A 25,993-nucleotide genomic window follows, 5' to 3' on the forward strand; every position below is an offset into this window, starting at 1 on the left:
GAATTTACCTCAGCCTCGCGAGCTTCAGGCGGCATCGTCCGTCACATCGGCGAAGCTGCCGCCGAGCTTGACGACGGCCTCGTCGGCCGGTACCTGCAGCCCCACGCCGCGCTCCCCGGCCCCCAGGTTGATCGTGCGTCCTTCCGTACGCGAATCCGCGATCACCGGCCAGGCCGTGCTCGCGCCGAACGGGGTGATGGTGCCGCGCTCGTAGCCCGTGGCCGCCTTGGCCGTGGCCGCGTCGGGCATCGAGAGCCGGTTGACGCCGAGCAGCGCCCGCAGCTTGGGCCACGAGATCGACCGGTCGCCGGGCACCAGCACGAACACGTAGTCGTCGTCGGCCCGCCGCACCACCAGCGTCTTCACCAGGTCACGGACCTCGACGCCCTGCGCCTCGGCCGCCTCTTCGACGCTGCTGACCGGACCGTGGCTCAGCAGCTTGTAGGGAACGCCGAGCTCGATGGCCGCAGCTTCGGCCGGGTTGGAAACCATGTGATCGAAAATAGCGTCAGGCCACACCCGAGTGGGTGTGGCCTGGCCCTCATTCGAAAGTTCAGTCGTCATCGCCACCGCGGTGATGGTCGCGGCCGCCGTCACGGTCGTGGCCCCGGTCGCGCCAGTCCCACGACTTCTCGACGGTCAGCCGCCACTCACCCCGGTTGGGGCCGAAGCGGACCCGGTCGCAGTCGTAGTCGTCCCACCGGTCGCGCCACTCGCCACGCTTGCCGGCCCACTCGCACTCGCGCCGCGTGTCGTAGTAGCCCTCGGTCCACTCCCGGTCCCGCCGCGGCGAGTCCGCCGCCGTCGTGGCCGCCCGGATGGCCGTGTCTGGTGCGGATGTCGACGCCATGGCCGGTGCAGCCCCGAGCGTCGCGCCCGTCATCAGGCTCAGTCCGGCGAGTGTCAGAATCCGCGTTGCCGCTTTCATGGTTCACCCTTCCTAGAGCCGAATCTTGCCCTCACAGACCATCACGGAGCCCGGCCCGGCATGCGGCATTAGCGGCCTTTAGACCGTTCGGTGGAGGGAGGAGGGGATATCTGTCTTGAATACAGGGGCGCGGCTGACGCGGCGGCAGCGGTATGCGCCAAGCACAGCGGGAATGGAGGTGCCGGAGAGCGACTTGTTCCCGCTGGAGACCCAACCGAGGAGGCACCATGTCGAACAGCCGTCCCGAGCTCGTGCCCGGCCCCGACCACCCCATCACGATCACGCCGAACTCCGGTCACATCGTGGTCAGGGTCGGCGGCAAGGTCGTCGCGGACTCCCGCGACGCGCTGACCCTGCAGGAATCGACCTACCCGGCGGTGCCGTACATCCCGCTCAGCGACGTCGACCAGTCGCTGATCGAGCGCACCGCGACCTCGACCTACTGCCCCTACAAGGGCGACGCGACGTACTACTCGATCCCGGCCGGCGGCGAGAAGTCGGTCGACGCGATCTGGCTCTACGAGAACCCGCGCGACGCCGTGGCCCAGATCAAGGACCACGTGGCGTTCTACCCGGACCGGGTCGACTCGATCGAGATCACAGCCTAGGCAAAGCTCGGCTCGGTGGCGCGGCGCGACTACTCGTTCGCCCGGGACGGCCGGGCGCTGCCGACCCAGGTGTGGGCCCCGGTCGGCCCGGGGCCCCACCCGCTCGTGCTGTTCAGCCACGGCCTGCGGTCCCGGCCCGGCGACTACGCGTCGCTGCTGGCGAGCTGGGCCCGGGCCGGGTTCGTCGTGGCCGCGCCGCGTTATCCCCGCACGGCCCTCGGCACGTCCAGCTTCAATGCGTACGACCTGGTCAATCAGCCTTCGGACGCGTCCGAGGTGATCACCCGGGTGCTCGAGAAGGAGAACGTCGACGCGTCCCGGATCGCGGGGCCGGGCACTCGGGCGGCGGCATCACCACGGCCGGCCTGTTCAGCGAATACCGCGACGACCGGCTCAGGGCCGGCGTGCTGATCTCGGGAACCGATTTCCTGGGTACGCCGTTCAGCGGCCCGCCCGCGGCCATGCTCCTGGTCCACGGCCGCCGGGACACCTCGGTCCAGTACGACGCCGCGCGCACCGTGTTCGAGGCGGTGCCCTGGTCGCGGGCCATGCTGACGATCGCCGACGGCGGCCACCAGATCAGCGGTCGGCCGGACGTGATCAGCACCTCGGCCGCGTTCCTGAGGTGGAGCTGTTACGGCGGCGATCCCGGCCTGGGCGACGCTGCCACATTCGACAACGAGCTCACAACCGCTGCCGCACCTGCGCGATGAGGGCCGGATCGATATCGTACGGCGTGTAGAGCGAGATCCGGTCGACCAGGTCCCCGAACCGTGACCGCAACCCGGCGGCGACGTCACCGGTGACCGCGAACGTGTCGAGCACCTCGTCGCTGATCAGCGCGGTCATCTCGGCCCAGGCCTGCCGCCGCGACAGCGAGTTGAGCTGGTCGGCCAGCTCGCCCCAGCCGTGCGTCTCGAGCACCGGGCGGTAGGCCGGCGTCGACGCGTAGAACGCGATCTGCCCCTTGACGGCCTGCTCGGCCCGGGACCGGGCGGCCTCGTCGGCGCCCAGCACCACCATGGCCGACAGGCACACCGTGAAATCGTCGAGGGCGCCGCCGCGCGCCTCCTGGAGGACCGGGCGGGTGCGTTCGCTCAGGTAGACCGCGCTGGTCAGCGGGTGCACGAGCAGGCCGTCGGCGACGCGGCCGGCCGCACGGGTCATCCGCTCCCCCACCGCCGCCAGCAGAACGGGCGGGGTTCCGTACGGATTGGGACCGGGGTTGAAGAAATCGGTCATCAGCGTGTGCTTGTAGAACTCGCCGCGGAACGCGAGTCGCTCGCCGCCCCAGGCCGTCCAGATGGCCCGGATCGCGCGGATGAACTCTTCCATGCGGGCGGCCGGCTTGCTCCACGGCATCGCGAACCGGCGCTCGATGTGCGGCTGCACCTGGGAGCCGAGACCGAGCTGGAAGCGGCCCTCGCTGATCAGCTGCAGGTCGTTGGCCAGCACGGCCACGCTCATCGGGTTGCGCGCGAAGGCCACCGCGATGGCCGACTGCACGGTGATGCGCGAGGTGGCCCGGGCGGCCAGGGCCAGCGCCGGGAACACGTCGTGCTTGGTCTCGGCCGCGCCGAAGCCGTCGTACCCGTCCTTCTCGGCGGCGACGGCGGCCGCCTCGACCTGGATCGGCGTGGCCGCGACGTCGGCGGCGAAGTCAACGAGCATGGGACAGCTATAGCATCCGCTGCCGGATCCACTGCACGCACGCCCGGTCGACCGTCGCGAACGGCACGCCGTAGGCCTCGCGCGCGGCCTGGTCGTACTCGTTGTCCTGGGTCAGCACCAGGCGGACGAAGGTGAAGAGCTTCTCGTCGCCGTACTTGCGGGCCATGCAGTCGGCGGCCAGGTGGCTCAGCCCGTAGAAGGCGTCCCCGGCCCGCGCCGGCGCGTCCGGCCCCGGCTGCGACGGGACCATCGAATTCGGCCGCGCCTTGCCGTTGAGCGCCCATCGCACGCTGTGCCGGCGCAGGGTTTCGGAGGCGCTCATCGGCGACCATCCGATGTACTCGGCGATGCCCTCGCTGAGCCACGTGTCCTCGGCGGCGTCGGCCCGGTAGGCGCCCGAGAGCGTCACGACGTGACCGAGTTCGTGCTGCAAAGCCACGCGCAACATCACCGGGTTGTCGGCCAGCGCTTTCATCCGCAGCATGACGTCGATGCCGTGCATGTTGAGCGGGATGGCCAGGCCGATGGCCCAGTCGTCCTGGCCACCGCCGTACCACTGGCGCCACTGGGCCTCGCCGGCCAGATAGATGCGGTAGCGGGACTGCGACGTGCCGATCAGCGCCGCGAACCGGTCGTCGACCCGGGCCGCGGCCTCGGCCACCGGCAGCACCCGGGCCAGCTGGCGCCGCTGGGCGGGCGCCGCGACCAGGGTCACCCGGGTGCCGCGCAGGGCCACCAGCTCGCCGTTCTCCCAGGGCGCGGGTCGCCGCGGGTCGTCGCTCGGCCCCGGCGCGACGGCGCTGATCACATAGCGGCCCCCGAGCGGCCGCAGCGTGAGCCGTTGCTCGATGCGCGGCGGTTGCTGCCACTGGCTGCCGGCCGCGCCCGGACACATGTCCGGGCCGAGGCAGTACGAGATCTCCGTACGTACGGAAAGTTGGTTCTTGACCTTCTGCTCGACCCCCGGCAGATAGTCGAACCGGGTCACGTCGAGCGCCCGCAGCGACCGGAACATGCTGCGGTAACGCTTCTGGAGCGGCGCGTCGACCGCGGCCAGCCAGCCCGTCTCGTCGCCGCTCAGCAACGCCTCGGACTGCGCCTTCAAGGCCGCGACGGCCTGCTCGTACGCGGTGGCGGGCTTGCTGCGGGCCGCCATCGCGGTCGGCGTGGCCGGTCGCGAGACGACCACCGCCGCGGCGAGCAGCAGCGTGCCCACCGTGACGAGGGCGAGATAGACGGTGGTGGCGCGGCGCATCGCGCTCCGTTCGGGGATGGTGCATCGGGGCCGGGATCGCATCCAAACAGATGCACCCCGATCACATCCATCCCCTTCGTCACATCAGCCCGGGAATCGGCACACTCAGCACCCGTACGGTCCACCGGCGCGACCCGGCCGTGCCGGCGCAGGAGCCCTGGACGGCCACGCCGCTCTCGATCTGCAGACACTGCCCGGTCGCCGTGTTCACGATCTTGGCCGTCTCGCCCAGCGAGTCACGCAGGGCCCACCGTCGCGAGGCGGCGGGCGCACACGGCTCGAGACCGGCCCGCGCGCCCGCGATCCGGGTGGCGCCGGGCATGGCGAGGCAGCGGTTGGTCCTGACGCTGAGCAACTCGAGCTCGTTGGCCACGGCGACCGGCCGGAACCGCCAGCGGTACGGGTCGGTGCGGGCGCACGGCAGCTCGGTCAGGCCCGAGGTGAGGCACCAGCCGCTGCCCGCGTTGACCACCTGAAAGTCCAACCCGACCAGGTCGACCGGGGCGGGCGCAGCCGCCGCGACCGGTGCGGCCGGCGTCATCGGTGCGGCCGGTGTGATCGGTGCGGCCTGGGCCGGGGCGGCCGGGAGCAGGGTCAGGGCGGCGAGGAGTGCGAGTGCACGACGAAGCATGCGAGCAGTTTATCCGATTTGTCCGGGTCGCTGGAACGAGCCGCGGAGGGCCTCGACGACCACCTCGGGCGCCTCCTCGGCCATGAAGTGCCCGCACTTGACCGGGAGGTGGTGCAGATCGGGGGCCCAGGCCCTCCACAGCGCAGCCGCGTCGAAGCCCAGCATGGAGCCCCAATCCTGCTGAAGAACGGTCACGGGCATCGTGAGGACGCGGCCGGCGTCGCGATCGGCCTGGTCGTGCTCGACGTCGACCCCGGCCGAAGCCCGGTAGTCGGCCACGATCGACGGCACGGCGTTCCCGCAGGCGTCGAGGTAGGCGGCCCGCACGTCGGGCGGGATCGCCGCCGGGTCCTGGATCCACAGGTCGAGAAAGTGGCCGAAGAAGGCGTCGGATGACGCCTCGATCATCTGTTCGGGCAAGCCGGGCGGCTGGGCCATGAGGTAGAGGTGGAAGCCGACCGATGCCGACACCCCATGCATCACGTCCCACATGTCCAGGGTCGGCAGGACGTCGAGCGACGCCAGATGGGTTACGTGCTGGGGGTGGTCGAGGCCGGCCCGGATCGCCACCAGGGCGCCCCGGTCGTGGCCGGCCAGCGCGAACTGGTCGAAGCCGAGCTCACCGGCCAGCCGGACGATGTCGCGGGCCATCGTCCGCTTCGAGTAGGTGTCCGGACCGGCTTCGGCGGGCTTGTCGCTGGCGCCGTAACCCCGCAGGTCAGGGGTGATCACGGTGTGGTCGCGGGTCAGGTCGGCAGCCACATGCCGCCACATCAGGTGAGTCTGCGGAAAACCGTGCAGCAACACGATCGGGCGGCCGCTCCCCTCGACCCGCACGAACAGTTCCACGTCATTGTCGACTCGTACTTTGCGCTCTTCGAACATGCGCCCCAGTCTTCGACGCGCGAATGAGCATCCAATGAGCAAGCCGCACCGGCGCCGGATGAACGAGTAACGCGTTCCCCTAAGCGCTGGAAGCCGGACCCGCGCGTCAGCCGCACGTCTGAGCGCCGCTGAGCGATTCCTCGCGCCGGAGATGACGTTCGGTGCACGGATCTGAGCGCCGGATGAGCGAGTGCGCAGAACGACTGGCATTCGGTGCGCGTCTGAGCGCATATTGAGCGAGTTGTACGGTGACCGGGTGGCGGTACGGTTCGGGGTGCTGGGGCCGGTCATGGCCTGGCGCGACAGCGGCGAGCCGGTACCGCTCAAGGGCCCTGTGCACCGCGCCGTGCTGGCCCGCCTGATCGTGGCGCGAGGCCGGGTCGTCCCGGTCGGTCATCTCGTCGACGATCTTTGGACCGCGCCACCTCAGGGTGCGATTCCCGCCGTACGAACATTTGTCGCCGCCCTGCGCCGCGCACTCGAGCCCGACCGCCGGCCCCGGACCCCCTCAACCCTGCTGGTCACCGAGGGACCGGGATATGCCTTGCGCGCTGCGGCCGGCGCTGTGGATGCCTGGCAATTCGAGCAGGCTCTGCGCGCTTCGACCGACGCGGTGGACGCCCGGCGGCCCGAAGGCGCGGTGAGCAGTCCGGACGCGCTGTCCGAGGCGTTGGGATGGTGGCGCGGGCCGGCCTATGCCGATTTCCCGGAGGCGCCGTGGGCCCGGTCGGAGCGCGCCCGCTTGGCTGAACTGCGCTTGCGCGCGGTCGAAGTGCTGGCTGAGGCCCGCCCACCGGCCGAGGCGGTTCCCGATCTGGAAGCTCATGTCACCGAGCACCCGTGGCGGGAGGAGGGATGGCGGCTGCTCGCGTTGGCCCTCTACTCATCGGGACGCCAAGGCGATGCCCTCGCCGTCCTGCGCCGCGCCCGTGAGCAACTTGTCGACCGGCTCGGCCTCGACCCTGGGCCCGCGTTGCGCGAGCTGGAAACAGCGATCCTGCGCCAGGAGATTCCGGTAGCTCTCGCCCCGGCTCCGACCCCGGCTATGGGATCAACTTCAAGCGCGGCTTCGAGCTCAGGCTCGGCTTCGAGCTCAGGCTCGAGCCTGGGCTCGGCCCTGAAGCCGGACAAGGGCGTGATCTCGAACGCGGCTTCGGGCCGGGTTGAGGCGGGCTCTGTCTGGGCTGAGGCGGCGGCGGACTACGAGCGGACGGTGGGTGCTCGCGCGCGGCTGGGCTCGACCGTTGGGCTGCTGCGGAATCTCGCGGTTACCGGGGGTGGTGGCGGGCTGGAGGCGGCCGGGCGTCATCGGCTGGCGACGATCGCGGCGGCTGAGCAGCTGGGTGATCCGGTGCTGACTGCTCGCGTGATCGGCGCGTATGACGTGCCGGCGATCTGGACCCGGTCCGATGATCCCGGGCAGGCTGCTCAGATCGTGGCCGCGGCCCGGCGAGCGTTACCGGGCTCGGACGGTGCGGCTCGGGCGCGGCTGCTGGCCACGATTGCCCTGGAATCGCGGGGGCGGGACGAGCGGGCGGCGGCCGAAGAGGCGGTTGCCCGGGCTCGGGAGGTCGGCAACCCGGCGCTGCTGGCGTTCGCGCTCAACGGGTTGTTCATGCAGAGCTTCGAGCGCTGCGGCCGTGCCCCGGTCCGGGACGAGATCGGCGCTGAACTGATCGCGCTTCCCGTAGCGCCGACATACCAGGTGCTGGGTCATCTGATCCGGTTGCAGGCGCGCAGTGCGCTGGCCGATTTTGCCGCCGCTGAGGGCCATGCTGCGCGGGCCGATCGGCTGGCCGCAGAGCATGAGCTGCCGCTGGTCACGGTCTTCACGACCTGGTTCCGGGCGATGCGCGCGGGCGGTCCGGACGCCTACCGGGACGCCGCGCGCCATCTGAACGGCGCCGGAATGCCTGGGCTCGAGCATGGGCTGCTCGCCCTCGCCCTGCTGGCGTCGGGCCGGCCCGACCACACGCTCGACTACGGGCCGTACGAACCGTGGGCTCGGCCATTTGTCTTACTGTCCGACAAACGTACAGATGACGCCCGGGCGGCCCTGCGCACCGTCCCGGACCCGCCGGCCGATCTGCTGTCCGAGGCCCTGTGGTGCCTGGTGGCGCGGGCGGCCGAAATGCTCGACGAGCCAAACGCGCGTGCCCGGGCCGCCCTGGCCCCGGCGGCCGGGCAGATCGCGGCCGGCAGCGGAGTGCTCAATGCCGGCCGGATCGACGACGTCCTGACTACTTGGCCTCACGCAGGGGCTTGAGGGCGGTCGAGACCTTGGCCAGTTCGTTGAGGACGGCAGTCGAAGCGGTGGTCATGATCTCGGTCGGGCGCAGTTCGCCTTCCTGGACGAGGCTGTGCACGAACGGGATGTTCACCGACTCGGGGATCATGAACAGCTTCAGCGCGTACGCGGAACTCTGCAACTGCAGGGCCGAGCGCGTGCCGGCCGAGACGCCGCCGTAGCTGACGACGCTGGCTGCTTTGTAGTTCCACTCGGCGTGCAGGTAGTCGATCGCGTTCTTGAACGCGGCGCTCAGCCCGTAGTTGTACTCCGGGATCACGAAGACGATGGCGTCGGCGGCGGCGACCTTCTCGCTCCAGCGCTTGGTGTGATCGTTCTGGTAGTTCTGCAGGCGCGGGTGGTGCGGCTCGTCGAGCAGCGGCAGGTTCTCGTCGGCCAGGTCGGCCACACTCACCTGGAAACCGCCGTGGGCCTTGGCCGCGTCGACGAACCAGTCGGCGACCTTCGGGCCGACCCGTCCGGGCCGCGTGCTCCCGACAACCACCAGCAGATTGAGCTCACTCACGACGCGCCCCTCTTCCTCGACATACGTTTACTTGCGTCCGCAACAATATCGAGCAGCCAGTCTTCCCGCGTCGGCGAGTCGAATACATCACACCCCTATGATTCCTGGCGCCCGCCTATCTACCCCTTCTTCGCCCGCGCGATCCATTGCGTCCTCGTAGCCGGCGCCGGGTAAGCGGCCGTCTGTCGAATGTCCGGGCATATCTCCTGCTCCTAACTTCCTGTCCAGCGAGAGGAAGCGGGCATGACACGGCCACAAGAGGCGCGCCACAGGCCTGCTCGCCCGGATCGACGGCAAGCTGCCGCACGGCGCGCACCGGCCGGCACACGCCACGACGGCAAGCTGCCGCACAGCATGGCCGGTCGGCAACCCCGATCGACGGACTGAAGGACGATCGCGCGGGTGGCGGCCGCCCGCAGCGATCCTCGAACGATCACCTCAGCCCGGATCGGCGGCGGGGTGGCTCTGATCCGCGCTGAGGGCCGCCACCACCACGAACGGGTCAGCGAGATTGTATGACCGTCGCATGGAACGACGAACTGGCAACCGAGGGCGCCGAGACCGGGCCGACCACGCGTCGCGGCTCGTGTCGGTCGAATTCGCGAACGGCGTCGCTACCCGTGAGGTCTGGCGCGGCCCGGACCGAGGCGGCCAAGGGCTCGAAGGAGCGCAACGGCGGAAAGCTTCATCGGCCGGCAGTGTGCCGAGATGGGCGAGAGGTGAGGCGGTCCGATGACGAGGCTCAGGAGATCGAGGACGCGATCCGGCCCCGTCGCCGGTCCTGGTCCCGCCCGAGGAACTGGTCACCACCCTCCCTGAACCCATGGGCGAGGATTGGAGACGCCTCGGCGACTGGCTGCAAGAGACGCCAGGTGGTCGTCGGCCGTTTACGCCGATTTCGACCGAGCGTGCCGCGCACGCGTCGCACGGCTGCACGATCTCCATGGACTCGACCGGTCGGGTCAGCACGATCGGCGAGCTATTCGCCCTACGTCAACGCGGCGGCGCTGGATCGGCTCGCGGGGCTCACGGTAACGGCGGAGCTGGTCGAGGCGGCTGGATCGCTTGGTCGACGGAGCGATCACGAGGGCCACCCACATTGCCTGCGACGACGGAGCGGAGCTGGCCGAGGCGGCTGGATCGCTTAGTCGACGGAACGATCACGAGGGCCACCCACATTGCCTGCGACGACGGAGCGGAGCTGGCCGAGGCAGCTGGATCGCCTGGTCGACGGAACGATCACGAGGGCCACCCACATTGCCTGCGACGACGGAGCGGAGCTGGCCGAGGCAGCTGGATCGCTTAGTCGACGGAGCGATCACGAGGGCCGCCGGCATTGCCTGCGAAAATGGGAGGCCACGAGTGCCGCCGGGGCGCCTGCGCTGGCGGGTATTCGCGGCGGGCGGCGGCGTTGCCTGGGCCGTGGCTGAGCAGGCAGCGACGCGGCCGCGCCTGGGCGGGCGGCGTCGCTGGGCGCGCGGCGATGCGGCCGAGCCTGGGCGGGCGGCGATGTGGCCGTGCCTGGGCGGGCGGCGATATGGCCGTGCCTGGGCGGGCGGCGATGTGGCAGCAGTGGCGCAGTAGCGGGCGAGGGCCAAAGATGTCGGTGTGCATCTGAATCCGGCTCATGTCATGGCTCGGCTCCAGCGGGTGGTGCGGGAACGCATTCAGCCTCGGCTTCATGAACAGCTCGCCGAGGTGGAGGTGGCGGCCTGGCGGGTGGATGGTGACGGTGAGCCGGTGCCGGCCGCGCGGGCCGTCGGGGCTGTGTATACGCCGCTGGCGGTCGGGGCTACGTGGGGGCCGCGGTGGGGCACGACGTGGCTGCGGGTCGAGGGACGGGTGCCGGCTTCGGACAAGCCGGTCGAGCTCGTTCTTGACCTTGGGTGGTCCGACCGCTTTGTCGGTGGGCAGGGTGAGGGGCTCGTGTATCGGGCCGACGGCGTACCCCTGAAGGCTCTTCATCCGCGCAATGTGTGGTTCCGGCTGACCGGGCCCGGCGCACCCGATGGCGTTGTCGAAGCGGATGGCCGCTTTGTTGTCTACGTTGAGGCGGCGGCTAATCCGTTGGTGCTCGATTTTCCGGCATTTGCCGAGACGACGTACGGGGAGAAGCCCGGCCCGCACGAGGCCGAGCCCTATCGGCTGGTCGCGGCGAAACTGTGCGCGTTCGACGATGAAGTGTTCGATTTGCTGCGCGACCTGGAAGCCACCGGCGACCTGTTGCCGCAGCTCAGCTCGGACGAGCAGCGCTACTGGAAGATCCTGCGCGCGGTCGAGAACGCGTTGGACGCGACGAGCGTGAAGGACGCGCGCGAGGCGCTGAGAGAGGCACTCGCGCAAAAGGCGAACGCCAGCGCCCATCACATGACCGCGGTCGGTCATGCGCATATCGACTCGGCCTGGTTGTGGCCGTTGCGCGAGACGCGGCGCAAGGTGGCGCGGACGCTGACCAACGTGCTCACATTGATGGAGACCGAACCCGAGCTGGTGTACGCGATGTCGTCGGCCCAGCAGTACGCCTGGGTGCAGGAGGATCATCCCGAACTGTTCGAACGGGTGCGGCAGCGCGTCGCCGAGGGGCGCATCGTTCCCGTTGGCGGCATGTGGGTCGAGTCCGACGCGGTGATGCCGGGCGGTGAGTCGCTCGTGCGGCAGATCAGTTTCGGGAAGCGGTATTTCGCCGAGACGTTCGGGCACGAGTCCGAGCTGGTGTGGCTGCCCGACAGCTTCGGATACTCGGGGGCGTGGCCGCAAATCGCGCGCCGGGCCGGCTACCGGTGGTTCCTCACTCAGAAACTGTCGTGGAACGACACCACCGTCTTCCCGCACCACACCTTCGCCTGGGAGGGCATTGACGGGACTCGCATTCTCACGCATTTCCCGCCGGCCGACACGTATTCGGCCGAGGTGACCGCGGGAGAACTGCGGCATGCGGTCAGCAATTTCCGCGACAAGGCCATCTCGGACCATTCGCTGCTGCTGTTCGGATACGGCGACGGCGGGGGTGGCCCGAACCGTGAAATGGTGGCCCGCGCGCACCGCTTCCGCGATCTGGAAGGTGCGGCCAGGGTCGAGCTCGGCCGGCCCGAACAGTTCTTCACCACGGCCGAGGCCGAGCTGGGCGACCACGCACCCGTGTGGGCCGGCGAGCTGTATCTCGAACTGCACCGCGGCACCCTGACCTCGCAGATCGCGATGAAACAGGGCAACCGCCGGGCCGAGGCTCTGCTGCGCACGGTCGAATATCTGCGAGCGGTTTCCGCCGTACGCGATGACGTGCCCTATCCCCACGCCGAGCTCGAAGAAGCGTGGAAGACCGTGTTGCTGCACCAGTTCCACGACATCCTGCCCGGCTCGTCGATCTCGTGGGTGCATCGGGAGGCCCGCGAGACGTACGCCCGGCTCGAGAAGCAATTGCGGGCGCTGGTCGAGGGATCGGGCGCGCCGGGCCGGGTGGTGGACTGGCGGATCGTGCGCGATCGCGAAACCGTACGGCCGGGCGAAAATGCCGTTCTGGACAACGGGATTGTGCGCGCGTCGTTCGATGCGGACGGAAACGTAGAGTCGCTGATCGATCTGCGCACCGGGCGGGAGATGGCGGCCGGGCCGCTCGGGGTGCTGCAGTTGTTCCGCGACGAACCGGTGCAATGGGATGCCTGGGACGTCGATCGGCACGTGCTACGACGCCCGGTGCCGCTCGAATTCGCGGGCATGCGGGTCACCGACGACACGATTGTCGTCACGCACCGCCGTGGCGATTCGACCTTCGTCACGACGTACGCCATGGAAGTGGGCCAGCCGCGGCTGGAGATCACTGTTGATGTGGACTGGCAGGAACGGGAACACCTGCTCAAATTGTCTTTTCCGGTGGCGGTGCACGGGTTGCGGGCGCGGTACGAGACGCAATACGGCTCGATCGAGCGGCCGACCCACGAGAACACGCTGGCCGACGAGGCGCAGTACGAGGTGTGTTCGCACCGTTGGGTGCACGTCAGCGAGCCGGGGCTCGGCATCGGGGTGATCAACGATTCGACGTACGGGTGTGATGTGCGCCGGATCTCCGGTGGCACCGACATCCGGCCGACCCTGCTGCGGGCGCCCCGCTACCCGGACCCGGACACGGATCGGGGGCGGCACACGCTGCGGTTCGCTGTCGTGGCCGGGGACGAGACGGTGACCCGGGCCGCGGCCGACGACCTGAACGCCCCGCGGCTGGACGCCGTGCCCGACATCGAGCCGCTGGTGTCGCTGGAGCTGGAGTCGGGCCACGCGGTGATCGATTGGATCAAGCTGGCCGACGACCGCAGCGGCGATGTGATCGTCCGCGCCCACGAAACACGCGGCGGACGCGCAATCGCTCGATTGGTGACGGATCTCGACGTCACGATCAGCGAGACCGACCTGCTCGAACGGCATCCGGAGGCGGTGAGCGAGGCGCTCACTTTCGGCCCGTTCCAGATCAGCACTCTGCGCCTGACCCAGCGATCATGAAGAATCGGGGCATGTATGTCATCAGGGAGAAGTTCTTCTCGATCGGCGACGACTTCGACGTGCTCGACGAGCACGGGAACAAGGTCTTCCACGTCGACGGGAAGGTGCTGAGCGTCCGCAACAAGGTGGTGATCGAGGACCCGTCCGGCCAGGAGGTGGCCACGGTGCACCGGCATCTCGTGGCGCTGCGGGCGACGTACGAGATCCGGATCGGCGGCGAGAAGGCGGCCGAGGTCCGCAAGAAGCTGTTCACGCCGTTCCGCGAGAAGTTCACCATCGACGTGCCCGGCCCCGACGACCTGGAGATGAAGGGTGACCTGCTCGACCACGAGTACGTGATCGAGCGCGGCGGCGAGGAGGTGGCCGCGGTGTCGAAGCGGTGGCTGACGATCCGCGACACGTACGCCGTGCAGGTCGCGGCCGGGATCGAGCCGCTGCTCATCATCGGCAGCGTGCTCGCCCTCGACCTCGCCCTGGACCGCGAGCGCGAGCGCGACAAGAAGAACGACGAGGACAATTGACCCTCGGCGAGATCCTCGCCCTGCTGGGCGGCGGCCTGACCGCCGGCGCGATCAACTCGATCGCCGGCGGCGGGTCGCTCATCACCTTCCCGCTGCTGGTCGCCCTGGGCCTGCCCGGTGTGGCGGCCAACGTCAGCAACGCGCTCTCGGTGGCGCCGGGTTACGCGGCCGGCGCGGTGGGCAGCCGCCCCGACCTGACCGGGCAGGGCCGCCGCATCCTGTCGATCATCCCGACGATCGTGGTCGGCGCTCTGTGCGGTAGCGCGTTGCTGCTGTTCACGCCGCGCAGCGTGTTCGACGTCGTGGTGCCGTTCCTGTTGCTGCTGGCGGCCGCGATGATGGCTTTCCAGGGGCGGTTGCGCGCGCTGGCGGGCCATCCGCGGGACAAGTCGGCCCGCGCGGTGACCGTGCAGGTGCAGGTGGCGGTCTTCCTGTGCGGCTTGTACGGCGGCTATTTCAACGCGGCCATGGGTCTGCTGCTGATCGCGGCCTTGAGCCTGGTGCTGGACGAACCGCTGCGCCGGATCAGCGCGCTCAAGAACGTCTTCTCGGCCGTCGTCGGCGTGACGACAGTGCTCACCTACAGCATCTTCGGCCCGGTGAACTGGGCCGTCGTCGCCGTTCTGGCCCCCGCCACCGTCATCGGCGGCTTCACCGGCGCCAAGATCGCCCGCCACCTGCCCGGCGAGGTGCTCCGCTGGACCATCGTCGTCTTCGCCATCACCGTCGCCGTGATCCTGTTCGTGACCTGACCGCCGAGGCTCGTCAAGCACGCGGTCGGTGATCAACGTTGCGGGCGACGGGTGCGATCAGCGGTCAGCGCAAGGGGCGGAACAAGGCGCGTAGGTCGGCGACGAGCAGTTCGGGGGCTTCCAGGGCCGGGAAGTGGCCGCCGTGGTCGTGTTCGGACCAGTACCGGAGGTCGGGGTAGCGGCGTGCGGCCCAGCGCCGGGACGCTCGCGGGACCTCGGCCGGGAAGATCGAAGCACCGACCGGCACGGGTACGGGGTCGATCCGCGTCCCGGTGATCCAGGCCGAGACGGTCTCGATGCTCTCCGCGTACAGGCGGGCCGACGACGCCGCGGTGCCGGTCAGCCAGTACAGGGTGACCTGGTCGAGGATCTGATCACGGGACAGCGGCCGGTCACTCCACGACATCAGCTTCTCCCCCGTCCAGGCGCACAGGGCGACCGGGGAGTCCCGAGGTTGATCAAGCGCAGGCTATCCGCGCGCCGCGCGACGCCGCTCGACAAATGAGCACCGCGGGTCATCGAGCTTGGGCAATCGCGTAAGTTGCGAGCCGGTGCTGGTTGCGTGAAAGGCCGCACTTTCCGTACGGGTGCCGATGGGAACGACATGGATGACGAGCGCTGGATGAGCCGCGCGGTGGAGTTGGCTCATCGGTCGCCGCGTTCGTCGAGCGCCTTTGCCGTGGGGGCCGTGATCGTCGGCCCGGACGGTGTCGAGATTGCTCGTGGCTGGTCGCGGGACGTCGACCCCATGGTGCATGCCGAAGAGTCGGCGCTGCTCCGAGCAAATGTGGATCTGCGGCAAGCCACGCTCTACAGCAGCTTGGAGCCCTGTTCGAAACGCTCGAGCCGGCCCGATGCCACCTGCACGAGCCTGATCATCGCGGCCGGGATCCCGCGGGTGGTGCTGGCCTGGCGCGAGCCGGATCTGTTCGTGACGTGTGAGGGTGTGGCGCTGCTGACCGCGGCCGGTGTCGAAGTGGTCGAGCTGCCGGCCTTCGCCGAGCGGGCCCGAGCCGCCAACGCCCACCTTCTCTGAGCCGCCTGTGGTTGCGGTGGGACGGTTCGGGGGGGGGGGGGGGGGGGGGGGGGGGGGGGGGGGGGGGGGGGGGGGGGGGGGGGGGCCCCCCCCCCCCCCCGAACCTCGGGTTGGTTGCGCGGACGACGGGGCTGAGGGTCGAGCGCTCGGCCAGCACGTAGTCGGCGTCGGCCAGGTAGAGCAGGTGGTGGCCGTCGGCCAGGTGGGAGGCGAAGGCCTCGTTGCCGGCCTCGGCCTCGGTGCGCATCAAGGTGACCAGGGCGTGCAGGCGGGTGGCGACCACGGGAATGAGGGCGGCACGGCCCGGAGTGTCCAGGCCGTACGCGTCGCAGAAGAGGCCGAGGCGGATGGTCTGCTCCACAACGTTGCCTGAACCGGTCAGTGGGACCCAGCGGTAGACGGCGTACGCCACGTCCCACAGGCGCGGGCCGGGGTGGGCGAAGTCGAAGTCGAACATCCCCGTCACCTCGTCGCCGGTGAGGACACAGTTGTGGGGGGCGTAGTCGGCGTGGCAGATGACCTCGACGGGGTCGCGGGCGGGAACCTGCCAACCTTCACGCGGGGCCGTCGCGGCGTAGGCCGCCGTCGCGTCGTGATACGCCCGGAGCAGCTTGGCCGCGCTGATCAACGCCGGCTGTGACGCCGCCGCGGGGGTGGCCGGATAGTTCGACACGTCGCCGGGCAGGTACGACAGGTATTCGTAGCCGTCCGCGGGTTCGGCCATCACCCGCGGCACTCCGGGGAAATCCTTCAAATGACGCAGTAGCGCGTGCACATTCGGTGACCACGGGCCCGTCGGGCGGCGCACGGTGTCACCGATGCGGACCACCTCATTGATGCCGCCGCCGGAAAGGATCTCCATGCAGGACACCCTAGAGGGACCAGACTGGCGGTATGGGGCTGCCACCGCTCGCGCTGGGGCTGGTGCTCTCGTCGGCGCTGCTGCACGCACTGTGGAATGTGCTGCTGGCCGGGGCGCCCAAGGGGTTCGAAGTCACCATCGCCGCGAACACGTTCGGGTTCATCGCGTGGACGCCGCTCGCCCTGACCCGGTGGCGGGTCGACGACGCGGCCTGGGGCTACCTGGCCGTCTCGGCCTGCTTCTCGGTTACATACTTCCTGTTGCTCAACGTGGCCTACGCCCGCGCGCCCGTGCACGCCGCCTATCCGGTCGCGCGCGGGCTGGCCCCCGTACTGGTGCTGCTCCTGACCTTGCCCAGCACCGGGCTGCCCGCGTGGTCGGGCCTGGGCGTCCTGGTCATCAGCGGCGGGATCCTGCTCACCGCGTCCGGCGCGAACCGGCGGTCGGTGCTCGCGGCGGCTCCGGTGGCGGTCTCGCTGACCTGTTACACGTATGTCGCTTCGCTCGGCCTGCGGCATGCCGACCCGGCCCCGTACTTCTGGTTGACCATGGCGCCGCTGGTCGTCGTGACCGCCCTGGCCCGTCCGCGGGCCGTCCGGGACAACCTCCGGCCGGTGACCTTGGTGATCGGCTTGGGCTCGTTCGCCGCCCATGGGCTCGCCCTGGCCGCGATCGCCCTGGTCGCCGCGGCCGAGGTGCCGGCGATCGCCGCCCTGCGCGAGACCGGCATCCTGTTCGTCATCGCGATGGCCGCGCTCTCGGACCACAAACCGACGGCCAGAACCGCGGTCGGAGCCGCTTTGATCTTCGCCGGCGTCGCAGTGCTGGCCCTAGGGTGTATCTGGCGGATCACGTGGGAGCGAGGCGAGGTCCAGGTCGTGGCTGGCGTCGGCCGCAGGGCGGTCCAATACCGGTGTTGTATTGGGCCGTTCTGCGGCCGCCGTCAGGCGCGGGCTGGGCCACGCCGCAGCCCCGCGTGATCCGCCAGATACACCCTAGGATGCGTGGACGCCGGCCACCGCGATCAGGCCGTCGACAAAGGTGCGGCGCCAGTTCACGTAGTCGTGCCCGCCGCTGTACTCGGCGTACGAGACGGAATAGCCCCGCTGCCGCAGCGCGTCCCGCATGGACCGGTTGACGTCGATCTGGTTCGGGCCCCCGCCCGGCGCGGCCATGGTCTCGAGGATGCCGACGTCCAGATAGAACCGGATGTCGGCCGGCGGGCGCTGCGCCACCTCACGCATCAGCCCGCCCGGGTTCTCCGACGGCCACCAGAAGCTGCCCGACTGCGAGATCACCCCGCCGAACAGCTCGGGCGAGCGCAGTGCGATGCCGGCCGCGGCCAGACCACCCCGGGACACGCCGGCGATCACGTTGGCCCGGCCGTCGGCGCCGGCCCCGAGTTCGGTGCGGGCCCAGGGCAGCAGCTCGTCCGTGATGAAGCGTGAGTGCTCGGAGCCCGGGGTCAGCTCCTCGTCGCGGGTGGCCGAGTAATTACTGACGAACAGGGCGACCACCGGCGCGATCTCGCCCGCCGCGATCAGGTTGTCGAGGATCGTGGGGGTGTGCTGCACGACCCGCGCGATCCAGCCGTCAAAGACGACCAGCACCGGCAGGCCCTCGGTCGGGATGCCGGCGGGCCGGTAGACGGCGACCGGCGGGGACAGCGGGGCGTCGACGATCGTGCCCGCGGCCACGCCGGGGCGCGGCTCGAGCCAGGGCTCGCCCGGCGCGTCGGGCAGGGACAGCACCGACAGCCAGGCGTCGGGATCGTCCGGGTCACCGGGCTCGCCCGGGAAGAACTGCCGGTGCGGGTTGAACGGGTCTACGTGGGACTCGCCCGAGCCGTGCGTGTGGGTCGGCAGGGCCTTCGAGCCGTCGTGCGTGATGCAGTAGATGGTGAGCAGGTCGGACGGCTGCACCCGGGTCGCGTACCAGAGGTCGGTGCCGGGCATCCGCTCGAGCGGGAAGTCGAGCCCCCACCACACCCGCGTGCTGCCCGCCTGCCCCCGCCACAGGAACGTGACCAGGCGCGATCCGTCGCGCCAGGGCTCGATCAGCGGCGTGCCGTCGATGGTCACCCGCTGCCAGAACTCGTCGAGCGAGGCGGGGTCGTCGAGCAACGCGGCGATCTGCGGACTCTGCACGGCGGCACTCCCGAAGCAGGCGGAGGGTGAGCGATCCGCCACCGAGAGTTTCAACACGATCTTTCGATGTCAAGGAAACGATCTATCCGGCGTACGCCGAGAGCCCGGCCAGCAGCGCGCCGAGCCCCGCTTTGGCGTCCGCGAACAGCATCGCCGTGCGAGGATCGGCGTAGAGCTCGTTGTCGATGCCCGCGTAACCGTGCCCCAACGACCGCTTGATCACGATCACGCTCTTGGCCCGGTCGACGTCGAGGATCGGCATGCCCGACACGGGGTTGCCGGGGCGCCGCGCCGCCGGGTTGGTCACGTCGTTGGCCCCGATGACCAGCGCCACGTCCGTACGCGGGAAGCCGGGGTTGCTCTCCTCGAGGTCGGCCAGCTGTTCGTAGGGGGCGTTGGCCTCGGCCAGCAACACGTTCATGTGCCCGGGCATGCGGCCGGCGACCGGGTGGATCGCGTACGACACCTCGACCCCCCGCTCGGTCAGCGCTTGCGCCAGCGCGACCGCCTCGTGCTGGGCCTGCGCCGCGGCGAGCCCGTAACCAGGGACGATCACAACCCTTCCCGCGTACGCGAGTTGGATGGCCGCGTCGTCGGCGGTGATCTCGCGTACGGCCGCGGACCCCGACCCGGCGGCCACCGCGACCGCGTCCCCGGTGCCGTAGCCACCCGCGATGATCGCGCTGATCGGCCGGTTCATGGCGTCGGCCATCAGCTTGGTCAGGATCGCCCCGGCCGCGCCGACCAGCGCCCCGGCGATGATCAGCGGCGTGCTCTCCAGCACGAACCCGGCCATCGCCACCGCGGTGCCCGTGCACGCGTTGAGCAGCGAGATCACCACCGGCATGTCGGCGCCGCCGATCGGCAGCGTGAGCAGCACCCCGGCCGCCAGCGCGGCCGCCGCGGCCCCCCACAGCGCGGGCGCTCCCCCGTCGAATCCGACCACCAGTACGGCCATGACCGCGGCCACCACGGCCAGCGCGATCGAGATCAACCGGCCGTACGGGACGACGATCGGACGGCCCGGCACGCGCCCGGCCAGCTTGCCCGAGGCGATCAGCGAGCCGCTGAACGTGAGCGCGCCGATCAGCACGTCGAGCACCCCGGTCACCTCGGCCTGGGTCGACGCCGGGTGCTCGCCCAGCGCGATCAGGGCCGCGGCGCCGCCGCCGACCGCGTTGAACAGCGAGACCAGCTGGGGCATGGCGGTCATCCGGACCACGCGCGCCGCGACCAGGCCGGCCACGGCGCCGCCGGCCGTGCCGAGGCCGAGCGCCCAGGCCGCGTACGCGTTGATCCGCCCGCCCTCGATCAGCACGACGACAGTGGTCAGGATGGCCAGGCCCATGCCGGCCGCCGAGACCTGGTTGCCGCGCCGGGCCGTGGCGGGCGCGTTCATCAGGTGCAGGCCGATCACGAAGGCGGTGGCGCAGGCCAGGTAGACCAGGTGGACGATCGTGTCGAAGGCGCTCATGCCCGGCTCCGGAACATGGCCAGCATGCGGTCGGTCACGACGTAGCCGCCGGCCACGTTCATGGCGGCGAAGAACGCGGCCACGGCCAGCAGCGCGTAACCGGCCGGGGTCGAGATGGTCGCGGCCAGCAGCATGACGCCGACCAGCACGACGCCGTGGATGGCGTTGGCCCCGGACATCAGCGGCGTGTGCAGGGTGGCCGGCACCTTGCTGATCACCTCGAACCCGACGAGCAGGCCGAGCGTGAAGACGGTCAGGTCGGCCAGCAACAGCGGGCTCATCGGGTCTCCTCCTGGTGATCGGGCTCGTTCTGAACGCGCAGGCGCGGATGCACTACTTCGCCCTCGTGCGTCACCAGCACCGCGGCGAGGACCTCGTCGGTGCTGTCGCTGGGCAGCCGGCCCTCGGGCATGAGGCCGCCGACCACGGCCACGACATTTCGGGCGTACGCGGTGGAGGCGGCCACCGGCACGGTCGAGGCCAGGTTCGGGGCGCCGATCACCGTCACCCCGTGGTCGGTCACGGTCCGCGTGTCGGCGGCCGCCCCGGCCACGTTGCCGCCGAGGTCGATCACCACCGAGCCCGGCTTCATCGCGGCCAGCGCCTCGTCGCTGACCAGCAGCGGGGACCGGCCGCCGGGCACCTTCGCGGTCGTGATGACCACGTCGAACCGAGGCACGGCCTCGGTCAGCGCGGCCAGCTGCCGCGCGGCCTGGTCGTCGCCCAACTGCCGCGCGTACCCGTCGTCGCTGCTCTGCCCGGAGCCGAGCTGTCGCCCGGACCCGTCGTCGCTGCTCTGCCCGGTGCCGAGATCGAGCACGGCGGCGCCGGTGGAGGCTATGTCGGCCCGGGCCGCCTCGCGCACGTCGAACCCGGTGACCAGCGCGCCCAGCCGCCGCGCGGTAGCCAGCGCCTGCAACCCGGCGACGCCCGCCCCGAGCACCAGAACCTGGGCCGGCCGCGTGGTGCCGGCCGCCGTGACCAGCATGGGGAAGAACCCGCCGTACGCCTCGGCGGCCAGCAGCGCGGCCTTGTAACCGGCCACATTGGCCTGTGAGGTCAGCGCGTCCATCGGCTGGGCCCGGCTCAGCGTGCGCGGCAGCAGATCGAGGCTGATCGCGGTGACGCCCTGGCCGGCCAGCAGCTCGGTCAGCGCGGGATCGCCGAGCGGATCGAGCAGCCCGATCAGGATGCGGCCGGGCGGCATGGCGGCCACGTCGTCGGGCGGACGGACGACCACGAGCACGTCGCTCTCGTCGTACACCTGGTGCCTCGACCCGATCTCGGCGCCCGCCTCGGCGTACGCCCGGTCGTCGAACCAGGCCGGGCGCCCCGCGCCCGCCTCGACCAGCACCCGGAACTCGCCACCGCGGCGCAGGCGGGCGACGCCGTCCGGGGTCAGCGCCACCCGTCGTTCACGGAGGGCGGTCTCGCGCAGGACTCCCACTGTCGTCATCGACATATCGAAGCCCTACCACTTCCGGCTTCGCCCGGCCACCCCGCTACCGATAGGGTCGCCGCATGGCGGAGCGGGTCGGCGACGGTGTGTGGACCATTCAGGGCGAGAAGGTCACCCTCCCGGTGCGGATCACCTCGGCCCGGTTGACGGCGGCGGTGTTCACTGCCCCTCGAGAAAATGCCCGCCCGGTGCTGGGTGACACCCCGCTGCGCCCGTTCTCGCTGTTCGGCCGGGCCCTGACCATGATCATGTGCATCCACTACGACGAGTTCGCGCTCAAGTCGTACGACGAGGTCGGGGTCGGCCTGTTCGTGCGCGGCCCGTCCGGCCCGCCCGGCCTGCACCTGGTCGACCTGCCGGTGACCGGGGCCTTCACCCGCGAGGCGGGACAGGACTTCTGGGCCCTGCCCAAGTGGCTGATGGACGCCGACCTGCGCTTCTCGAAAATGGAGACCGACGTCGTCGTCCGCGACCGGGCCACCGAGGTCGTGCGCGCGTCCTTCCGCCACGGCCGGCTGCGCCTGCCGTTCGCCGTCCAGGCGGCGCTACCGGCCTGGTCCTATCTCGACCACGGCGCCCAGGCCGGCAAACTGCTGCGCGGCCAGGTGCCCATGCAGCTGTCGGGGGCGCGTCTGGGCCGGGGCGCTTCCCGCGTACGCCTGAACTCCGACCACCCGATGGCCGAGCGCATGCAAGCCCTGGGCATGACCCGCAAACCCCTGCTGACCGTGCACGCCGCCCGCCTCCACGGCCCCCTCGGCGAGTTCACCGAAGTTCGCTAGCCGCCCTCGCTACTGGATTCCGCCGATCACTGTCCGGCCCTCGTCCGCGGCGGCCTGATAGAAGGCGCCGATGGCGTCATCCACGGGAAACCCTCCTCGATCCCGCGGGCCAGACCCATGATCTTAACCGGCTTGACGCATTCCGTTATGGGAATACGATGGCTGCCGTGGCACGAGCAGCGACGACTTCGGACGCGTTCAACGCGATCGCCGAACCGCAGCGCCGGGACATCCTGGCTCTGCTGCGGGCAGGCGAATGGCCGGTGACCGACCTGGCCCGGCAGCTGAGCATGAGCCAGCCGCAGGCCTCCAAGCACCTGCGGGTGCTGCGCGAGGTCGGGCTGGTGCGGGTCCGCGAGGCCGGCAAGCAACGGCTCTATGGGCTGGACGCACGCGGGTTGCGGCCGATCCACGAGTGGGTGGGCGGGTTCGAGCAGTTCTGGAACGAGAGCTTCGACCGCCTCGACAGCTACGTGCAAGACCTCAAACAGGCTCGACAGGAGGACTGACCGTTGACCGACAGCGAACGGGAAATTGTGATCGACCGGCGCATCGACGCGCCGCGCGAGCTGGTGTTCGAGGCGTTCACCGAGGTGCGGCACCTGTCGCAGTGGTGGGGGCCCGAGGGTTTCAGTACGACGACGCGGGCGTTCGAGTTCCGCGTCGGCGCCGAGTGGGACTTCGTGATGCACGGCCCCGACGGCACGGACTACGCCGAGTGGATCACGTGGACCGAGATCGTCGCCCCGGAACGGATAGCGCTGCTGCACGGCGAGGTCCGCGACGACCCGAACGCTTTCGTGTCGGTGCTGACGTTCGAACCCGACGGCGAGGCGACCCGGATCGTGATGCGCACGGTGTTCCCGACCAAGGAACTCCGCGACGAGGCCGTCGAGAAGTACCACGCGATCGAGGGCGGGCAGCAGACCCTGAACAACCTGGCGGCGTACGTGACCGGAGCCAACCGATGATCTTCTTCAGCGTGACCATGTCGCTCGACGGCTTCCTGGCCCCCGATCCAGTGCCGGTCGAGGACGTCTTCACGGCCCAGGGCCGCAACGACCCGGCCGTCCGGCAGTGGATGGCCAAGTGGTCGGAGCTGCAGGCGTGGATCTTCCCGCTGCGCTTCTTCCGCGAGAACCTGCACCTCGGCGCGGGCGGCGAGGAAGGCCTCGACAACGACCTCGCCCGCGCCACCTTCGACCGCACCGGCGCCAGCATCATGGGCAAGCGCATGTTCGAGGGCGGTGAGCTGGCCTGGCCCGAGGAAGCCCCGTTCCACACCCCGGTCTTCGTCCTCACCCACGAGAAGCGCGACCCCTGGGAACGCCCCGGCGGCACCACGTTCCACTTCGTCAACGACGGCCTCGAGTCCGCCCTGGAGCAGGCCTGCCAAGCCGCCGGCAACCGCGACGTCCGCATTGCCGGCGGCGCCGAGACCATCCTGCAATACCTGAACGCGGGCCTGGTCGACGAGTTCACGATCGCCCTCTCCCCCGTCCTCTTCGGCACCGGCATCCGCCTCTTCGAAGGCATCGACGAATCCCGGATCGCCTTGCAGCAGACCCGCTCACAGCCGTCACCCCGGGTGACCCACCTGACCTACACGGTCCGCCGTCGTTGATCAGTGTGACCGGATCGGGGGTTCAGCCGGTCCTATCTGCTGAGGAACTGGTCAAGGCAGTGAGGAGAGCGGGCTGTGGATCTGCGGGAGCACTTCGACCGGGCGGTGGACGACGACCCCGGGGCCGATCCGGGCGTGATGGCGCAGGCCGCCATCGTGCGCGGTGGGCAGGTTCGGCGGCGGCGCCGGCAGGTGGCGGGGGCGGCGGGTGGCGTACTGGCGGTGCTGGGGATTGTCGCGGGGTTGAATCTGCCGTCGCAGGCCGAGCCGGAGGTGACCGTGGCGGCGGCGATGCGGCCGGCCGCGGCGGCGTCGTGCACGGTCGATCCGGTCGAGAAGGATGCCACCGATGTGGCTCTGCTCCTGACCGAGGACGCTTCCGCGCGGGAGAAGTCGGAGCTGGCGGCGGCCCTCGACCAGGACCCGCGGGTGGGCACGGTGCTGTTCGAGAGCCGGGCCGCGGCGTACGAGAAGTTCCGGCAGCTGTGGGCCGACAGCCCGGACTTCGTGGCGTCGGTCAGCCTGCAGCAGCTGCCCGAGTCGTTCCGGGTGCGGCTGGCCGATCCTGCGCGTTTCACGGCGTTCGAACGTGATTTCGCGCGGCGCGACGGCGTGCAGGACATCGTCGGCCGGGTCTGTCCGGTGAGCGCGGCGGTCGGAGGGGTGCGGTGACCGACACCGTGCTGCCGGCCCGTCCGGTGGACACCCTCCGGGGCGGGAAGAATGACGACTTCACGGCGTTCGTGGAGTCGGCCGCCACGCGGCTGCGGCGCAGCGCTTACCTGATGTGCCGCGACTGGCATCTGGCGCAGGATCTGACCCAGCAGACCTTCACCAAGATGTACGTGGTGTGGAAGCGCATCCGCACCGGCACCAACCTCGACGCGTACAGCCGGCGGGTGGACCACTGACTCCCTCCCGGGAGGGACGCCGTTCACCTCGCGGCGGGATCTGTCCGGGCGCGCGGGCGAACAGGCTCGGCCCATGAGAAGTCTCACGGGTGCGGTCGTCGGTTGGTCCCTGGTCTACGGCGGTCTGCGGGTCTGGTGGACCGCCGGCCATGCGCCGTCGTTCGAGCCGTTCGGCTCGGATCTGGTGGGGTTCACCGGGTGGTGGTCGGTCGGGTTGTGCGGGGAGGCCGGCGTGCTGGCCGTGGCGTTGCACCGGGTGCGGACCTGGCAGCCGCTCCTGGCCGCGGCCGCTTGGGGTACGGCGGGGGCGCTGATCGCGGCGGCCGCCATCCTGCTGCCCGAAATCGTGGGCCTGCTGCTGCTCAGCCTGGGCCCGCAGTTCGACCCGCTCGGCTTCGCCAGCCGGCTCGGCTGTGCCGGCGGCGCCGTCCTGCTGGCCCTGGCCACCGCGGCCTATCAGCGCCGCACCCGCGGCGATTGTCAGTCATGCTGTCGATCGGGCCGGCCGGTCCGCTGGCACCGGTGGGCGTGGTGGGCCGCCTACGCCGCGGTCGCCGGCCTGGTCGCCCGGTTCGTCGTGCAGGCGGTGGCCGGGTTCGACGGCATGGCCCAGGGCCCGTCGATCATCGGCCTGGAGGTCGGCATGCTGCTCGCGGGCGGGCTGCTGCCGTTGGCGCTGGTCCACCGCTGGGGCCGGGTCTGGCCGCGATGGGTGCCCCTGCTGGCCGGTCGGACGATCCCGCGCCTGCTGCTACTGATCCCGGGCTTCGGTCTGGGCGCGGGCCTGGTCGCCTATTTCGGCATGGGCCTGCTGCAGGTGGCGTCCGGTGTGGACAGCGAGTTCTCGCTCACCTTCCTGCTGACGGCCATGTCCGCCTACATCGTGTGGGGACTCGGACTGCTCGTCGCGTCGACCGACTATCACCTGCGCACCCGGCGCAGCTGCGTGCAGTGCGGTCGCTGAAGCGACAGGACCCGGCGCCCCCGTCTGCAGTGCGGCCGATCAAGCAACAGGACGTGGTGCCCCTGCGTGCGGTGCGGCCGATGAAGTAACGGGCAAGTTTCCTAACGAATAACAAGACTTTTCAATGATTGCGCCAAAGTTATGGACCAGCGGACAGAAGTAGGCCTAGCGTGCTC

At 70.3% G+C, this 25,993-nt stretch carries 28 protein-coding genes and 1 pseudogene; 16 read left to right on the plus strand and 13 right to left on the minus strand.

Annotation, left to right across the window (positions count from 1 at the left end):
* Positions 1 to 24: 24 nt before the first annotated feature.
* Both M1L60_RS35640 and M1L60_RS35645 read right to left on the minus strand, forming a co-directional pair.
* A complete protein-coding gene (locus tag M1L60_RS35640; protein ID WP_253241959.1) occupies positions 25 to 492 on the minus strand; it encodes an aminoacyl-tRNA deacylase in 468 nt (155 codons plus the stop codon).
* 61 nt (positions 493 to 553) lie between these two features.
* Entirely contained in the window at positions 554 to 928 is a 375-nt protein-coding gene (locus tag M1L60_RS35645; protein WP_253241960.1) for a hypothetical protein, read from the minus strand.
* A gap of 227 nt (positions 929 to 1,155) precedes the next feature.
* Here M1L60_RS35645 and M1L60_RS35650 point away from each other — a divergent pair, with 227 nt between their 5' ends.
* The 3 genes from M1L60_RS35650 to M1L60_RS35660 are packed head-to-tail and all read left to right on the plus strand — an operon-like array spanning position 1,156 to position 2,249.
* A complete protein-coding gene (locus tag M1L60_RS35650) occupies positions 1,156 to 1,536 on the plus strand; it encodes a DUF427 domain-containing protein (RefSeq protein WP_253241961.1) in 381 nt (126 codons plus the stop codon).
* A 15-nt stretch (positions 1,537 to 1,551) separates the two neighbouring features.
* Positions 1,552 to 1,947: an alpha/beta hydrolase gene (locus M1L60_RS35655; RefSeq protein WP_253241962.1), complete on the plus strand. Its 396-nt coding sequence runs from the start codon at positions 1,552 to 1,554 to the stop codon at positions 1,945 to 1,947.
* Complete coding sequence (locus M1L60_RS35660) at positions 1,941 to 2,249, plus strand: hypothetical protein (RefSeq protein WP_253241963.1); 309 nt, start codon at positions 1,941 to 1,943, stop codon at positions 2,247 to 2,249. Before M1L60_RS35655 ends, M1L60_RS35660 begins: the two co-directional genes overlap by 7 nt.
* Here M1L60_RS35660 and M1L60_RS35665 read toward each other — a convergent pair.
* From M1L60_RS35665 to M1L60_RS35680, 4 genes are all read right to left on the minus strand, one after another.
* A complete protein-coding gene (locus tag M1L60_RS35665) occupies positions 2,221 to 3,207 on the minus strand; it encodes a TIGR03617 family F420-dependent LLM class oxidoreductase (RefSeq protein ID WP_253241964.1) in 987 nt (328 codons plus the stop codon). The genes M1L60_RS35660 and M1L60_RS35665 overlap by 29 nt on opposite strands.
* 7 nt (positions 3,208 to 3,214) lie before the next feature.
* The gene (locus M1L60_RS35670) at positions 3,215 to 4,462 is read right to left on the minus strand and encodes a hypothetical protein (protein ID WP_253241965.1); all 1,248 of its coding nucleotides are present in this window, start codon (positions 4,460 to 4,462) and stop codon (positions 3,215 to 3,217) included.
* A 79-nt stretch (positions 4,463 to 4,541) separates the two neighbouring features.
* Entirely contained in the window at positions 4,542 to 5,093 is a 552-nt protein-coding gene (locus M1L60_RS35675; protein WP_253241966.1) for an RICIN domain-containing protein, read from the minus strand.
* A 9-nt stretch (positions 5,094 to 5,102) separates the two neighbouring features.
* Positions 5,103 to 5,978, minus strand: a complete 876-nt coding sequence (locus tag M1L60_RS35680; protein WP_253241967.1) for an alpha/beta fold hydrolase — start codon at positions 5,976 to 5,978, stop codon at positions 5,103 to 5,105.
* A 289-nt stretch (positions 5,979 to 6,267) separates the two neighbouring features.
* Here M1L60_RS35680 and M1L60_RS35685 point away from each other — a divergent pair, with 289 nt between their 5' ends.
* Positions 6,268 to 8,244 (plus strand): AfsR/SARP family transcriptional regulator, encoded by a 1,977-nt coding sequence (locus M1L60_RS35685; protein ID WP_253242000.1) that lies wholly within the window; start codon positions 6,268 to 6,270, stop codon positions 8,242 to 8,244.
* Here the strand turns inward: M1L60_RS35685 and M1L60_RS35690 are convergent.
* Entirely contained in the window at positions 8,219 to 8,791 is a 573-nt protein-coding gene (locus M1L60_RS35690) for an NADPH-dependent FMN reductase (RefSeq protein ID WP_253241968.1), read from the minus strand. The genes M1L60_RS35685 and M1L60_RS35690 overlap by 26 nt on opposite strands.
* A 1,608-nt stretch (positions 8,792 to 10,399) precedes the next feature.
* Between M1L60_RS35690 and M1L60_RS35695 the strand changes: the two genes are divergently transcribed.
* From M1L60_RS35695 to M1L60_RS35705, 3 genes are read left to right on the plus strand one after another with little or no spacing between them, the layout of a single operon-like run.
* Positions 10,400 to 13,285, plus strand: a complete 2,886-nt coding sequence (locus M1L60_RS35695; protein WP_253241969.1) for an alpha-mannosidase — start codon at positions 10,400 to 10,402, stop codon at positions 13,283 to 13,285.
* 11 nt (positions 13,286 to 13,296) lie between these two features.
* On the plus strand, positions 13,297 to 13,806 hold the full coding sequence (locus M1L60_RS35700) for an LURP-one-related/scramblase family protein (RefSeq protein ID WP_253241970.1): 510 nt from the start codon (positions 13,297 to 13,299) through the stop codon (positions 13,804 to 13,806).
* Positions 13,803 to 14,558, plus strand: a complete 756-nt coding sequence (locus M1L60_RS35705) for a sulfite exporter TauE/SafE family protein (RefSeq protein WP_253241971.1) — start codon at positions 13,803 to 13,805, stop codon at positions 14,556 to 14,558. The genes M1L60_RS35700 and M1L60_RS35705 overlap by 4 nt, the downstream gene beginning before the upstream one ends.
* 64 nt (positions 14,559 to 14,622) lie before the next feature.
* Here the strand turns inward: M1L60_RS35705 and M1L60_RS35710 are convergent, their stop codons facing one another.
* Complete coding sequence (locus tag M1L60_RS35710; RefSeq protein WP_253241972.1) at positions 14,623 to 14,964, minus strand: hypothetical protein; 342 nt, start codon at positions 14,962 to 14,964, stop codon at positions 14,623 to 14,625.
* Between the two features lie 198 nt (positions 14,965 to 15,162).
* Between M1L60_RS35710 and M1L60_RS35715 the strand changes: the two genes are divergently transcribed.
* Positions 15,163 to 15,594: a deaminase gene (locus tag M1L60_RS35715; protein WP_253241973.1), complete on the plus strand. Its 432-nt coding sequence runs from the start codon at positions 15,163 to 15,165 to the stop codon at positions 15,592 to 15,594.
* 358 nt (positions 15,595 to 15,952) lie between these two features.
* Here M1L60_RS35715 and M1L60_RS35720 read toward each other — a convergent pair.
* Positions 15,953 to 16,456: pseudogene (locus M1L60_RS35720) on the minus strand (aminoglycoside phosphotransferase family protein); the annotation flags it as partial.
* A gap of 32 nt (positions 16,457 to 16,488) precedes the next feature.
* Here M1L60_RS35720 and M1L60_RS35725 point away from each other — a divergent pair.
* Positions 16,489 to 17,436, plus strand: a complete 948-nt coding sequence (locus tag M1L60_RS35725; RefSeq protein ID WP_253241974.1) for a hypothetical protein — start codon at positions 16,489 to 16,491, stop codon at positions 17,434 to 17,436.
* Positions 17,437 to 17,451: 15 nt separating this feature from the next.
* Here M1L60_RS35725 and M1L60_RS35730 read toward each other — a convergent pair whose 3' ends face one another.
* The 4 genes from M1L60_RS35730 to M1L60_RS35745 all read right to left on the minus strand — a co-directional run bounded on the left by M1L60_RS35730 (position 17,452) and on the right by M1L60_RS35745 (position 21,533).
* Positions 17,452 to 18,603, minus strand: coding sequence for an alpha/beta hydrolase-fold protein (locus M1L60_RS35730; RefSeq protein WP_253241975.1), 1,152 nt, complete (start codon positions 18,601 to 18,603; stop codon positions 17,452 to 17,454).
* A gap of 82 nt (positions 18,604 to 18,685) precedes the next feature.
* Positions 18,686 to 20,077: an NAD(P)(+) transhydrogenase (Re/Si-specific) subunit beta gene (locus M1L60_RS35735; RefSeq protein ID WP_253241976.1), complete on the minus strand. Its 1,392-nt coding sequence runs from the start codon at positions 20,075 to 20,077 to the stop codon at positions 18,686 to 18,688.
* Positions 20,074 to 20,358, minus strand: coding sequence for an NAD(P) transhydrogenase subunit alpha part 2 (locus tag M1L60_RS35740; RefSeq protein ID WP_253241977.1), 285 nt, complete (start codon positions 20,356 to 20,358; stop codon positions 20,074 to 20,076). The genes M1L60_RS35735 and M1L60_RS35740 overlap by 4 nt, the downstream gene beginning before the upstream one ends.
* Complete coding sequence (locus tag M1L60_RS35745) at positions 20,355 to 21,533, minus strand: NAD(P) transhydrogenase subunit alpha (RefSeq protein WP_253241978.1); 1,179 nt, start codon at positions 21,531 to 21,533, stop codon at positions 20,355 to 20,357. Before M1L60_RS35745 ends, M1L60_RS35740 begins: the two co-directional genes overlap by 4 nt.
* A 65-nt stretch (positions 21,534 to 21,598) precedes the next feature.
* Between M1L60_RS35745 and M1L60_RS35750 the strand changes: the two genes are divergently transcribed.
* The 7 genes from M1L60_RS35750 to M1L60_RS35780 all read left to right on the plus strand — a co-directional run bounded on the left by M1L60_RS35750 (position 21,599) and on the right by M1L60_RS35780 (position 25,817).
* The gene (locus M1L60_RS35750) at positions 21,599 to 22,318 is read left to right on the plus strand and encodes an acetoacetate decarboxylase family protein (protein ID WP_253241979.1); all 720 of its coding nucleotides are present in this window, start codon (positions 21,599 to 21,601) and stop codon (positions 22,316 to 22,318) included.
* A 167-nt stretch (positions 22,319 to 22,485) separates the two neighbouring features.
* Positions 22,486 to 22,827: an ArsR/SmtB family transcription factor gene (locus M1L60_RS35755; RefSeq protein WP_253241980.1), complete on the plus strand. Its 342-nt coding sequence runs from the start codon at positions 22,486 to 22,488 to the stop codon at positions 22,825 to 22,827.
* Positions 22,828 to 22,830: 3 nt separating this feature from the next.
* Positions 22,831 to 23,289 (plus strand): SRPBCC family protein, encoded by a 459-nt coding sequence (locus M1L60_RS35760; protein WP_253241981.1) that lies wholly within the window; start codon positions 22,831 to 22,833, stop codon positions 23,287 to 23,289.
* The gene (locus tag M1L60_RS35765) at positions 23,286 to 23,942 is read left to right on the plus strand and encodes a dihydrofolate reductase family protein (protein ID WP_253241982.1); all 657 of its coding nucleotides are present in this window, start codon (positions 23,286 to 23,288) and stop codon (positions 23,940 to 23,942) included. Before M1L60_RS35760 ends, M1L60_RS35765 begins: the two co-directional genes overlap by 4 nt.
* A 75-nt stretch (positions 23,943 to 24,017) precedes the next feature.
* A complete protein-coding gene (locus tag M1L60_RS35770; protein ID WP_253241983.1) occupies positions 24,018 to 24,614 on the plus strand; it encodes a permease-like cell division protein FtsX in 597 nt (198 codons plus the stop codon).
* A complete protein-coding gene (locus tag M1L60_RS35775) occupies positions 24,611 to 24,853 on the plus strand; it encodes a sigma factor (protein ID WP_253241984.1) in 243 nt (80 codons plus the stop codon). The genes M1L60_RS35770 and M1L60_RS35775 overlap by 4 nt, the downstream gene beginning before the upstream one ends.
* A 73-nt stretch (positions 24,854 to 24,926) precedes the next feature.
* Entirely contained in the window at positions 24,927 to 25,817 is an 891-nt protein-coding gene (locus M1L60_RS35780; RefSeq protein ID WP_253241985.1) for a hypothetical protein, read from the plus strand.
* The last annotated feature ends 176 nt before the right edge of the window (positions 25,818 to 25,993 follow it).

The organism is Paractinoplanes aksuensis (genome assembly GCF_024137025.1).
Taxonomy (GTDB): domain Bacteria; phylum Actinomycetota; class Actinomycetes; order Mycobacteriales; family Micromonosporaceae; genus Actinoplanes; species Actinoplanes aksuensis.